Raw genomic sequence first — 12359 nt, 5'->3', positions numbered from 1 at the left:
ATGGCCGACGCCGCCCTACAACCAGAGGCAGCGTTGCACGACGACAACACCGGGCGCTTTTATTTCCGGTGGGGGATGCAGAAATCGGGCGCTGCCCCATTTTGTCCACATGGTGGCGACATGGGTTTTCCATCACGGATCGGGACCGTTGCGAAGGCTTGCGCGAAAGGCGGCTTCGTCTAGGAAATTCCCGAACCTCGGACTGGAGCGGGCATGATTCGTCTCATCGGCTATTTCTTTGGTATCGGCACGACGCTGGCGCTTCTGGTCGCCGCGGGCGTGGCGATATACATCAGCCATCTGTCGAAGGACCTGCCCGACTACGAAGTGCTGGCCAAATACGAGCCGCCGGTGACGACCCGCATCCATGCCTCCGACGGCTCGCTGATGGCGGAATATGCGCGCGAACGGCGGCTCTATCTGCCGATCCAGGCGGTTCCGGACCGGGTCAAGGCGGCGTTCCTGTCGGCCGAGGACAAGAATTTCTACAACCATCCCGGCATCGACATCACCGGGCTTGGCCGCGCCATCTACGTCAACCTGCAGAATGTGGGCTCGGGCAGGCGCCAGGTCGGCGCCTCGACCATCACCCAGCAGGTGGCAAAGAACTTCCTGCTGTCCTCGGACCAGACCTATGAGCGCAAGATCAAGGAGATGATCCTGGCCTTCCGCATCGAGCAGGCCTATTCGAAGGACCGCATCCTCGAGCTCTACCTTAACGAGATATTCTTCGGCTTCGGCGCCTATGGCGTTGCGGGCGCGGCACTGACCTATTTCGACAAGTCGGTCAACGAACTGACCGTCGCGGAAGCCGCCTATCTGGCGTCGCTGCCGAAAGGTCCCAACAACTACCATCCCTTCAAGCATGCCGACCGCGCCATCGAGCGCCGCAACTGGGTCATCGACCAGATGGTCGAGAACGGCTACGTGACGCGCGAGGAAGGCGACAAGGCCAAGGCCGAGCCGCTGGGCGTGACGCCGCGCCGCAACGGCTCCTATCTGTTCGCGGGCGAATACTTCACCGAGGAAGTGCGCCGCCAGATCATCTCCCGCTATGGCGAGAACGCGCTCTATGAGGGCGGCCTGTCGGTGCGCACGACGCTCGATCCGAAGATCCAGCTCATCGCCCGCAAATCGATGCAGAACGGCTTGCTCAAATACGATACGTTGCGCGGCTATCGCGGACCGGTGACGCATATCGATGCTTCCGGCGACTGGGGCGTGGCGCTTGGCGCCGTCAAGGGGCTGGAAGACGCGCCGGAATGGTCGCTTGCCGTCGTGCTCGACAGTTCGGAGACCGGCCTTTCCATCGGCCTGCAGCCGACGCGGCAGATTTCAGGCGACATTGTCAAGGAACGCGTTGAAGGCACCGTCAGCAAGGAAGATATGAGCTTTGCCATGCGCCATGTGGTCGATGGCAAGACGGTCAAGGCCAAGTCTCCGGCCGACGTGCTGCAGCCGGGCGACGTCATCTTCGTGCAGAAAAACGAAGGTTCGGAAGGCGCCTACACGCTGCGCCAGGTGCCGGAAGTGGAGGGCGGCCTGATCGCCATGGATCCGCATACCGGCCGCGTGCTTGCCATGGTCGGCGGCTTCTCCTATGCGCAGTCGGAGTTCAACCGCGCCACGCAGGCGATGCGCCAGCCGGGATCGTCATTCAAGCCGATCGTCTATTCGGCAGCGCTCGACAATGGCTATACGCCGGCCTCGGTGATCATGGACGGGCCGATCACCATCCAGAGCGGCAACACGACCTGGACGCCGAAGAACTATGACGGCACGGTCGCCGGCCCCGCGACCTTGCGCTCCGGCATCGAAAAGTCGCGCAATTTGATGACGGTGCGGCTGGCCAACGACATGGGCATGAAGCTGGTGGTGGAATATGCCGAGCGTTTCGGCGTCTACGACCATCTGGCGCCGTATCTGCCGATGGCGCTGGGCTCCGGAGAGACGACCGTGATGCGCATGGTGTCGGCCTATTCGATCATGGCCAACGGCGGCAAGTCGATCAAACCCTCGCTCATCGACCGCATCCAGGACCGCTACGGCAAGACGGTGTTCAAGCAGGACGAGCGCGGCTGCGAAGGCTGCAATGCGTCCGAATGGAACAACCAACCCGAACCGGATCTGGTCGACAATTCCGAGCAGGTGCTCGATCCGATGACCGCCTACCAGATCACCTCGATGATGGAAGGTGTCGTCCAGCGCGGCACCGGCGCCACGATCGCCGAGCTTGGCCGCCATATTGCCGGCAAGACCGGCACGACCAATGACGAGAAGGATGCCTGGTTCATCGGCTATACGCCGAACCTCGTCGTCGGCCTTTACATGGGCTACGACACCCCGCGCGGCCTTGGCCATGGCGCCACCGGTGGTGGTCTGGCGGCGCCCATCTTCAAGGACTTCATGCGCGTGGCGCTGGACGGCACGCCCAATGTCGACTTCAAGGTGCCGGAAGGCATGAACCTGGTCGCCATCAACCGCAAGACCGGCATGCGTGCCGCGGCGGGCGATGCCGGCACCATCATCGAAGCCTTCAAGCCGGGCACCGGCCCTGCCGACAGCTATTGGGTGATCGGCATGGGGGCCGACGGCTCCAACGGCGCCGGGGGACCGCTGTCGCCGCAGGCGACGGAAGCCATCCAGGCACCCGGCGGCGGGCTTTACTGACGATCTGATTTCTTATGTTGAATGGGCTGGCTTGTTATAAGCCGGCCCATTTCGCTTTACAGGCAGCAATGCCGTCCCTATGTATCGCGCCGACCCAAGCGCCACTTCAAAAACAGGACAGAACAACCAGCCATGCGCGCGGAAACGCAGAACATTGTCGACGAGATCAGGCAGGCGATAACCCTGCTGAGGAGGCACCTTTGACTGGGATCAGGCCATAAAGCGGCTTGAATACCTGAATGTGCGGGCTGAGGACGCCAGCCTCTGGAACGAACCGCTGGAAGCGCAAAAGCTGATGCGCGAGCGTCAGGGCCTCGAAGAGGGCATCGCCGCGGTCAAGGGCCTGACGCAGGCACTGGATGACAATATCGGCCTGATCGAGCTTGGCGAGGAAGAGGGCGACGAGGGCGTCGTCGCCGAGGCCGAAGCCGCCATCCGATCGATGCAAGGCGAAGCCAAGGCCCGCCAGGTCGAGACGCTGCTGTCGGGCGAAGCCGACGCCAACGACACCTATCTCGAAGTCCATGCAGGCGCCGGTGGCACCGAGAGCCAGGATTGGGCCTCGATGCTTCTGCGCATGTATACGCGCTGGGCCGAACGGCGCCGCTTTAAGGTTGAAGTGCTGGAAGTCCATGACGGCGAAGAGGCCGGCATCAAGTCCGCCACGCTGCTGATCAAGGGCCATAACGCCTATGGCTGGCTGAAGACCGAATCCGGCGTCCACCGCCTGGTGCGCATTTCGCCCTATGACAGCAATGCGCGCCGCCATACGTCCTTCTCCAGCATCTGGGTCTATCCGGTTGTCGATGACAGGATTGAGATCGACGTCTCTGAATCCGACGTGCGTATCGACACCTATCGCTCGTCCGGTTCGGGCGGCCAGCACGTCAACACGACGGACTCGGCGGTCCGCATCACCCATATCGCCACGGGCATTGCGGTGGCCTGCCAGGCCGAACGCTCGCAGCACAAGAACAAGGCCAAGGCCTGGGAAATGCTGCGCTCGCGCCTCTACGAGGAAGAGCTGAAGAAGCGCGAAGCGGTGGCCAACGCCACCGAGGCGTCGAAGAGCGACATTGGCTGGGGCCACCAGATCCGTTCCTATGTGCTGCAGCCCTACCAGCTGGTTAAGGACCTGCGCACCGGCGTCGAAAGCACCAGCCCGTCGAGCGTGCTCGACGGCGATCTCGACGACTTCATGGAAGCCTCGCTGTCGCAGCGCATTGAAGGCGGGGCTGGTGAAGCGGTTGCCGATCTAGACTAAATACGTCCATATCCTCAGGCGTCGGGCAAAGGAGAAGCCGGTGACACGCAAGCTCAGCGGAAAGTGCTTTTGCGGCGCGGTCCACTATGAGGTGGCGGACGAATTCGTTTATGCCGCGAATTGCCATTGTTCGAACTGCCGGCGCACCACAGGTTCGGCTTTCAAGCCGTTCGCCGGCATCGAACGCGACAAGTTTGCCCTTGCCGAAGGGCATCACGGGCTCATCCATTTCGGCGACGACAGCGGCCACGATGCGCATTGCAGCCGCTGCGGCTCGTTGCTCTATTCGCTGGTCCGCAACGGCGCCTATGTCCATGTCGCCATGGGCACGTTGGTTGACGATCCCACCATCCGGCCGACCGCGCATATTTTCGTCGGCTCCAAGGCGCCGTGGTTCACCATCGCCGACAACCTGCCGCAATATGAAGGGCATGCCTCCGACGGCTAACGCCTCTTGGGCACCGTGTCGTTAACCTCTCGTTAACCAAGCCAGCGCACCCTTTTGGATGGCAGATCTCGGCGCTCGGGGTGCGGCACTGTGTTACCTATGCACTTCTTGCGCCGACCAAGGAATCAGCCCAGCATCCCGGGCTGAGAGTGAAAAAGCATTTATGGCCGGGCGCGGCATATCTGCGAGCTGACGGTTCGGCCACTGGGAAGACACGTTCCAAGAACGGGCAAGCAAACGCTTGATGCTCGCTTGAAAGGAACGTTTCCATGTCTGCTGCCATAGTCCGATCGGCCAGAGCCGTTCAACCGGCTGGCCGACTTCTGTTTTCCCTGTTCGTGATCGGCGCGATCGCGGTGCTGACCGCACCCGGCTTTGCCCATGACGCCAAGCCGACGGCGGCGAAGCCGCAAGGCTGGAGTTATCCCTTCGCCTGCTGCGCCAACTATGACTGCCGCACCACCCATACGGGCGAGGTGCTGGAAAAGCCCGAGGGCTATGTCATCGCCGGAACGGGGGAGGTCGTTCCGATGAGCGACAAGCGGGTCAAGGACTCACCCGACGGCGATTTCCACTGGTGCGCGCACCAGGCTGGTCTCGACGCCGGCAAGACGATCTGCCTGTTCGTACCGCCGCGTTCCTACTGACGGCTGTTGACAAAGTTCATCGGAAGGCAGGCCGTAGTTCCAGAACATTTTTGCTGAGAAGGCTGGCATGTGACGTGAGGCCATCCATGGCACTGGCAAGCGCTTCTCAGCCTTAGGTGTTTTTGTGCTTCCGTCACACGGAAGGAGCGACTGCTGAGGCGAAGTCGCGATATGGGCGCAGTGGGCGGCCCAGAAGCGCCGTCAGGCGCTCGACGTCGCCGGCCTCAGGCAGCATCCCGTCGGTGAAGAAGCGCTCGCCCATCAGGCGCATGTCGTAGGCCATCCAGGCGGGCAAGAACTGCTTGAGATTTTGCTCAAAGCCCTCTGTATTGTCGCCACTGTAGCTGATCGGGCGGGCAAGCACGTCTGACCAGATTGCGGCAATATCCGTCCCGGTCAGTGTCTGCGGACCGACGAGGTTGATCCGGTCGAGCGCAAGCGGCTCCTCGGACTGTTCGCGGCGCAGCAGCTCAAGAGCGGCGATCTCGGCGATATCACGGGCGTCGATCATGGCGAGACCCTTGGCGCCGATCGGCATTGGGTAGGTGCCATAGCCGGTGATGATGTCTTCGATCATCAGATCGTTCTGGATGAAGTAAGCCGGGCGCAAGATCGTAGCCTTGAAGTCCATCTGCTCGATCATTCGCTCGACGCCGAACTTGCCCGCGAAATGCGGCACGTTCACATAGGCGTCAGCGTGGATCACCGACAGATAGACGATCCGCTCGATGCCGGCCGATCGGGCGACGTTCAGCGCGATCAAAGCTTGGGTGAATTCATCCGGTACCACGGCGTTCAAGAGGAACAGCGTGGAAACCCCAGACATGGCTTTGCGCAGCGAGCCGACGTCGAGAAAGTCGCCTTGCACGACGGATACGCCTGCCGGGAAGCTCGCCTTCGACGGATCGCGGACGAGGGTACGCACATCAGCGCCGCGCTTGACGAGGTGGTCGACGACTTGGCGGCCAATATTGCCGGTGGCGCCGGTAACGAGAATGGTCATGGAATTTCTCCTGTCGGGTTGCTTGACAGCGCCAATATGTGTGGCTCACAAAGAGTCCAGTAGACGGAAATTTTAGACACATCGTCTCACTGGCGGGACACTTCATGGATCTTCTTGCCCTCACTGATTTCAATCTCGTTGCCCGCCATGGTGGCTTCGGCAAAGCGGCAAGGGCCACTGGTCGGCCCAAGGCAACGCTGTCCCGGCGCGTTGGAGAATTGGAAAGCAGTCTTGATTTGCGCCTTTTTGAACGGGGTGCGCGTAACCTGAAGCTGACCGAAGAAGGACGGGCGCTCTTCGAGCGGACGGCGGCGTTGCTCGCCGAGCTGGACGAGACGGCTTCGGCGATTGCCTCGGGCGGTCAGAGGCCCAAGGGCAGATTACGGATCAGCGCACCTTTGCATTTTTCGCAGACCGCAATGGGGAGGATCGCTGCGGGGTTTGCCCTTAAGTATCCGGAGGTGAGGCTTGAAGTGACCACCGAAGACCGGCATGTCGACATGATCGAGGAGGGCTACGATCTGGTAATCCGGGTCAATCCAGATCCCGATGAAAGCCTGGTCGGGCGGGCGTTTCTCCGCGACCGCCTGGTCGTGGTGGCGAGCCCCGACCTTCCTCGCACGACCGCTGGGCTCGCCGCTCCTGGCGTTGCTCGCGGGACAGGCGAGCGGCAAACATGGCAGGTGAAGACACCAGGTGGCCGGTCAGCAATTAAAATCGAACCTGTCCTCGCTTTATCAACGCTCATCATGGTCCGGGATGCGGTGCGAGCCGGTGTTGGCGCAGGACGGCTTCCCATTTCGTTGGTGGCCCACGACTTGGCCGACGGCACATTGGTGAATTGGGGGGATATTGACGGCCCCGAGATCTCTCTATGGACGCTCTACCCATCTCGGCGGCTGCTCAGCGCGCGAGTGTCGGCGTTCCTGGATTTTCTAAAACAGGCTTTCCCAAATGGGACGCCGGACGAACTAGCTGCCTATATTGGCAGGTGACGACGGACCCGCTTCAGCCAGAGCGCCGCTCGGCTCTGTCGATCAGAGCCTACTGACAGACGGTTGTCAGGAGCCTTCCTTTATGGTGCCTTTACCGCATGGCGGCGGGCAACGGAGAGGAAAGCTTTTCATGACCATCAAGGCCAGCTGTCACTGCAGGGCGACGACATTCGAGGTTTCGCAAGCGCCCGAGACAGTAACGCAATGCACCTGCTCGTTCTGCTCCAAGCGCGGCTCGCTGTGGGCCTATTACGTTCCGTCGCAATTCAAGCTCACCAGCCCGGCAAAGAACGTCTCCGTCTATCAATGGGGATCGAAGACCGTCAAACACGGGTTTTGCGCCATTTGCGGCTGCGGCACCTTCACCGAGACGCCCGACTGGTCGACCGGCAAACCCGACTTCGACAACCCCAAGATCTCGGTCAATTCGCGGCTGTTCGACGATTTCGACCTCGACAAGGTCGAGGTGGTCGTTATCGACGGCAAGAATCTCTGGTAGTCGGCCCAACCACCGAAGCAGAAGAGCCGCGCAAGCGGGGGAAAAGCCGCTTTCGCCGTTCCGCTTTTCGCCGTATTTCATGGTACAAGACCCGTGGAAGGGCTGATATGCGCGGGCCGCAAAGGCCGCGGTTTGGAGAGGGACGTTATCTCATGAAAAAGACTGTGCTCGTCGCCGTTGCGACGGCTGTGCTGGTGAGCGCCTGCACGACCACTGATCCATATACCGGCGATCAGAAGATTTCCAACACCGCCGCGGGTGCAGGCCTTGGTGCCCTGGCCGGCGCCAGCCTTGGTCTGCTTGCCGGCGGCAATGACCGCCGCAATGCGCTGATCGGGGCCGGTATCGGCGCGCTGGCCGGCGGCGCCATCGGCGCCACGATGGACCAGAACGAGGCTGAATTGCGCCGCCAGCTGCAGGGCACCGGCGTCAGCGTCACCCGCACCGGTGACCAGATCATCCTCAACATGCCGTCCGACATCACCTTCAACGTCGACCAGGATGCGGTGAAGCCCGGCTTCTATCAGGTGCTGAATTCGGTGGCGCTGGTGCTGAACAAGTTCCGCCAGACCACGGTCGATGTGTTCGGCCACACCGATTCGACCGGTGGCGACGAGCACAATTTCGATCTGTCGCAGCGCCGTGCATTGGCGGTCGCCAACTATCTGTCGGGACAGGGCGTCGATTCGCGCCGCTTCGCCGTCACCGGTTTCGGCAAGACCCGTCCGATCGCGTCCAACGCAACGTCGGCCGGCCGCGCGCAGAACCGGCGCGTCGAGATCCAGCTTTCGCCGCTCACCTGATCAGGTCGGCATCGACATGCGAAGGCGGCCCCGCAAGGGGCCGTTTTCATTTTGGCTCCTGTGATCCGCCAAACGATCTAAAGCATTAGAATTTTCTAATAATCTCTTTCCGGACACCTAGGAAAGGATTAGCATTGGTGCCGTTCCAGAGGGGATGGGGCGGTACAAACGGCCGCGCAATCATCACTTAGCCGGCCCCGGTCCTGCACGGCCAGATAACGAAATCTGGGAGGAATGCATGACAAGAACGGCTCGTCTCGGGCGTTGCGGCGCCCTCGTTTTGACTGGTCTGGTCTCTGTTTGGTGCGTGGGCGTCACGGCTCGAGCCGAGGACGCCAACAAGGCCGACATCGAAGCCTTGAAGAAATCGCTCGCCAAATATGAGGACTACACGGCCGCCATCCGCGACCTCTATCTGTCGACCGAAGGTTGCGTCTACTTCAGCGGCGAAAAGATACCCGGCACCATGGACTATCCAAAGGGCGCTATGGGCATCCATTTCGTCAATGTTCCCAGCGTCGGCCAGAAACTCGACCCAATGAAACCCAATGTCTTGATCTACGAGCCGACCAAAAAAGGCTTGAAGCTGGTGGGCGTGGAATGGCTGGTGCCGCTGACGCCGGACGTCAAGGAAGCCCCCAAGCTATTCGGCCAGACCTTCATGGGACCGATGGAAGGGCACTATCCGCTCATTCCGAAGGAGTTCGTCCACTACGACCTTCATGCCTGGCTGTTCAGGGACAATCCGAACGGCATGTTCAGCCCGACGAACCCGAAGGTGAAGTGCAGCAAGGCCGAGTTTCCGATGCTGGAAAAGCCGACCAAGATGATGCCCGGACCGATGTGACGGGACGGAAATGATCGCGGCAGGCAAGCCGGGTGATCGGCTTGCCTCGCGAAACCGAAAACCGGAAATCAGACCTTGGCGACGATCTTCATGAAGGCCGGCATGTCATCGCCGAAGCCGACGGTGCCGTCATTGTCTTCGCCGCCGCGGTTGTTGCGGGCAGGGCGGCTGTTGCCGGCGCGCTGTGGCCTGGTGTCGCCGCGTTCGGGAGCACGGTTCTCGTTGTTGCGATCGGAAACCTTGCGCTCGCTGTTTTCGGAGCGGATCGCTTCCTTGCGCTGACGCCGTTCGCCGATGTCGGCGACCGCGGCTTCGGCCACGACCGGCTGTTCCTCGCGCGCGGCATCCGCCGGGGCGACTTCGCTAGGCTTGGCGTGGCGCTCACGTGGCTTGCGCTCGCCGCTGTCCTTGCGATCATGGGCCTTGCGGTCTTCGTCCTTGCGTCCGGCGCGGCGCGGGGCGCCACGGCCACGGCGGGGCGCTTCGTCCTCGCCGCCTTCGCTGGCGACCACCGTCGACAGGTCGCCGTCATGCCACTCGATCTTGTTGCCGATCAGCCGCTCGATGGCGTCGATGTATTTGGTGTCCGGCTTGGTGGCGATGGTGAAGGATTTGCCCGAGCGTCCGGCACGGCCGGTGCGGCCGATGCGGTGGACATAGTCTTCTGCGTGTATCGGCACGTCGTAGTTGAAGACGTGGCTGACATCGGGGATGTCGAGGCCACGCGCGGCGACGTCGGAAGCGACGAGGTAGCGCAGCTTGCCATCGCGGAAATTGGCCAGCATCTGCATGCGCGCACGCTGGTCCATGTCGCCATGCAGCGCACCGGCGTCGAAATCATATTTCAAGAGCGAGCGGAACAGTTCCGACACTTCAACCTTGCGATTGCAGAAGATGATGGCGTTCTTCAGCTCGGCGTCTTCGGCCTTCATCAGGTTGCGCAGTGTCTCGCGCTTGTCCCAGGGCTTTGAGCCCGACTTGACCAGGCGCTGGACGATATTGGTGGCAGCGGACGCGGCCTTGGAGACCTCGACGCGGATAGGCGCGTGCAGGAATTTTTCGGTGAGCTTGGTGATCTCCGGCGGCATCGTCGCCGAGAAGAACAGCGTCTGCCTGGTGAACGGGATCATCTCGCAGATGCGCTCGATGTCGGGGATGAAGCCCATGTCGAGCATGCGGTCGGCTTCATCGATGACGAGGATCTCGACGCCGTTGAGCAACAGCTTGCCGCGTTCGCGGTGGTCGAGCAGGCGGCCGGGCGTGGCGATCAGCACGTCGGCGCCGCGCTCGAGCTTCTTGTCCTGCTCGTCGAAGGAGACGCCGCCGATCAGCAGCGCGATGTTGAGCTTGTGGTTCTTGCCGTATCGGATGAAATTCTCTTCGACCTGTGCGGCGAGCTCGCGCGTCGGCTCGAGGATCAGCGTGCGCGGCATACGGGCGCGGGCCCGGCCTTTTTCGAGGCGGGTGAGCATCGGCAGCACGAAGGAGGCGGTTTTGCCGGTGCCGGTCTGAGCGATGCCCAGAATATCCTTGCCGAGCAGCGCATGCGGGATGGCGCCGGCCTGGATCGGCGTCGGCTTGCTATAGCCGGCATCGGTGACTGCGGAAAGGACCTTGGGCGACAGGCCGAGGTCTGAAAAGGTCAACGCTTCTGGAGCGGTCGTGGTGTCTGAGGACAAGTGTTGTTGTCTTTGGCTGGTTCGGGGAAGCGCAACGGCATCCGTCGCGGCAAGCACAGCGTGCCTGCAAGATTGGTATTGCGATTAGGCGCAAGCCCGCGATTTGTCAACAGAAACGGGCGGGATTGGTGCGATTGTGAAACGTAAGCTTAATCGCGATGCTTAATCAGGTAGTGTCTTTTTGTGCCGGCTCAATAGCGAAACTGCTCGGCGAGAATGCGTTCGTTCCACGAATGGTTGGGGTCAAACAGCAGCGTCGCCGTCGCGCTCAGTGATTCCCGAACCGTGACGGAAGTCACCGCCTTGACCTCGGTGTGGTCGGCGGCGGCGTTCACCGGCCGCTTTTCCGGCTCCAGAATATCGAAGCGAACGGTCGCCTTGTTGGACAACAGGGCACCCCGCCAACGGCGCGGCCGGAACGGGCTGACCGGGGTCAACGCGAGCAGCGGCGCGTCGAGCGGCAGGATCGGCCCGTGCGCCGACAGATTGTAGGCGGTGGAGCCGGCCGGCGTCGCGATCATCACGCCGTCGCAGTTCAGTTCCTCGATCCGGACCTGTTCGTCGACAGTGATGCGGATTTTTGCGGTCTGATAGGATTGGCGCCACAGCGCCACTTCGTTGATGGCAAGTGCTGAAACCGTCTCGCCCTCATGCGTCACCGCCAGCATCTCCAGCGGCCGGATCGTTTCGGCGACGGCAGCGGCGATGCGCTCGGTGAGGCCGCCGACGCGGTATTCGTTCATCAGGAAACCGATGGTGCCACGGTTCATGCCGTAGACCTTCTTTCCCGTGCTCATCGTGTCACGCAAGGTCTGCAGCAGGAAGCCGTCGCCGCCCAGCGCCACCACCACCTCGGCGTCCTCGAACGACGCCTGGCCATAGCGGGCCGACAGGCTTTCCATCGCCGCCCTGGCATCGGCGGTGTCGGACGAGACGAAGGCGAGACTGGCGTTGCTCATGACTTCCCGATGGCGGTCGGCGGCGGTTCGTGGGGTAGCATGGGCAGGCGCATCTGCAAAGGGAGGCAGCGTCCGGTCCTGCCCGACTGCGCCGGAGCAAAAATCAGCTTCTCTCGCTTCATGTCGCCGGAGAGGCGAATGTGATGGTTAAGAGCGAGCTTAAACACTCGTAAAGCCCGATCGATCATGTTAGCCGGCAGAGGATGGGTGGCTGGGGGGCTAGCCAGTTGAGACCTGTCTATTGCCGGTGACACGCCTGATTATCGTCTTCCTCATGCTGGGAAGTTTCGCGCTTCTCTTCGCCGAACTTGTGCGGCAGTCCGAGGACATGAGTTCCAGGCCGAGGCCGACGGCCTCACGCTGCGGCGACGCCAGCATGCCATGCCCGCAGAACGCATTGTAGGCTGAAGCCGCAAGCGACCGCCGACGGCGCGGCGGCAATCCATCACCCATTGCCTGACAATCTGTAGGTTTGACGGCATCGACCACGCGTCGTCGACGTCTGGGCCATACCGTCGCCATGCCAAAAAGATATTGACTGTATG

At 61.8% G+C, this 12359-nt stretch carries 12 protein-coding genes; 9 read left to right on the top strand and 3 right to left on the bottom strand.

Annotated features, from left to right (window positions below; translation table 11 throughout):
• The 5 genes from ACYHH6_RS23545 to ACYHH6_RS23525 all read left to right on the top strand — a co-directional run bounded on the left by ACYHH6_RS23545 (position 1) and on the right by ACYHH6_RS23525 (position 5029).
• Positions 1 to 183: a hypothetical protein gene (locus ACYHH6_RS23545; RefSeq protein ID WP_352585952.1), complete on the top strand. Its 183-nt coding sequence runs from the start codon at positions 1 to 3 to the stop codon at positions 181 to 183.
• Between the two features lie 30 nt (positions 184 to 213).
• Positions 214 to 2670 (top strand): penicillin-binding protein 1A, encoded by a 2457-nt coding sequence (locus ACYHH6_RS23540; protein WP_352585953.1) that lies wholly within the window; start codon positions 214 to 216, stop codon positions 2668 to 2670.
• Positions 2671 to 2802: 132 nt separating this feature from the next.
• Positions 2803 to 3934 (top strand): peptide chain release factor 2 gene (prfB, locus tag ACYHH6_RS23535; protein ID WP_352585954.1). Its coding sequence is split into 2 segments (ribosomal slippage): positions 2803 to 2868 and positions 2870 to 3934, totalling 1131 coding nucleotides; the frame shifts between segments, so codons are not numbered across the junction.
• A gap of 40 nt (positions 3935 to 3974) precedes the next feature.
• Positions 3975 to 4382, top strand: a complete 408-nt coding sequence (locus ACYHH6_RS23530) for a GFA family protein (RefSeq protein ID WP_352585955.1) — start codon at positions 3975 to 3977, stop codon at positions 4380 to 4382.
• Between the two features lie 269 nt (positions 4383 to 4651).
• Positions 4652 to 5029, top strand: coding sequence for a hypothetical protein (locus ACYHH6_RS23525; protein ID WP_112564358.1), 378 nt, complete (start codon positions 4652 to 4654; stop codon positions 5027 to 5029).
• A gap of 133 nt (positions 5030 to 5162) precedes the next feature.
• On the opposite strand, the gene ACYHH6_RS23520 is transcribed toward ACYHH6_RS23525, so the two are convergent.
• Positions 5163 to 6032: an NmrA/HSCARG family protein gene (locus ACYHH6_RS23520; protein WP_352585956.1), complete on the bottom strand. Its 870-nt coding sequence runs from the start codon at positions 6030 to 6032 to the stop codon at positions 5163 to 5165.
• Positions 6033 to 6136: 104 nt separating this feature from the next.
• Here ACYHH6_RS23520 and ACYHH6_RS23515 point away from each other — a divergent pair, with 104 nt between their 5' ends.
• The 4 genes from ACYHH6_RS23515 to ACYHH6_RS23500 all read left to right on the top strand — a co-directional run bounded on the left by ACYHH6_RS23515 (position 6137) and on the right by ACYHH6_RS23500 (position 9176).
• Positions 6137 to 7027, top strand: coding sequence for a LysR family transcriptional regulator (locus tag ACYHH6_RS23515; RefSeq protein WP_352585957.1), 891 nt, complete (start codon positions 6137 to 6139; stop codon positions 7025 to 7027).
• Positions 7028 to 7157: 130 nt separating this feature from the next.
• A complete protein-coding gene (locus tag ACYHH6_RS23510) occupies positions 7158 to 7526 on the top strand; it encodes a GFA family protein (RefSeq protein ID WP_142864880.1) in 369 nt (122 codons plus the stop codon).
• A 152-nt stretch (positions 7527 to 7678) separates the two neighbouring features.
• Entirely contained in the window at positions 7679 to 8329 is a 651-nt protein-coding gene (locus ACYHH6_RS23505; protein ID WP_112564362.1) for a YiaD family glycine zipper/OmpA-like lipoprotein, read from the top strand.
• 238 nt (positions 8330 to 8567) lie between these two features.
• Positions 8568 to 9176 carry a hypothetical protein gene (locus tag ACYHH6_RS23500; RefSeq protein ID WP_352585958.1) on the top strand — a complete coding sequence of 203 codons (609 nt, stop codon included), beginning with the start codon at positions 8568 to 8570 and terminating at the stop codon, positions 9174 to 9176.
• A 68-nt stretch (positions 9177 to 9244) separates the two neighbouring features.
• Here ACYHH6_RS23500 and ACYHH6_RS23495 read toward each other — a convergent pair whose 3' ends face one another.
• Both ACYHH6_RS23495 and ACYHH6_RS23490 read right to left on the bottom strand, forming a co-directional pair.
• Complete coding sequence (locus ACYHH6_RS23495) at positions 9245 to 10855, bottom strand: DEAD/DEAH box helicase (protein WP_352585959.1); 1611 nt, start codon at positions 10853 to 10855, stop codon at positions 9245 to 9247.
• Between the two features lie 191 nt (positions 10856 to 11046).
• Positions 11047 to 11814 carry an NAD kinase gene (locus tag ACYHH6_RS23490; RefSeq protein ID WP_352585960.1) on the bottom strand — a complete coding sequence of 256 codons (768 nt, stop codon included), beginning with the start codon at positions 11812 to 11814 and terminating at the stop codon, positions 11047 to 11049.
• Positions 11815 to 12359 lie beyond the last annotated feature (545 nt).

The sequence above is a fragment of the Mesorhizobium sp. P171375 genome (assembly GCF_057786075.1).
The sequence above is the reverse complement of the archived record's forward strand: the minus strand, read 5'-3'. Positions and strand labels throughout refer to the sequence as shown.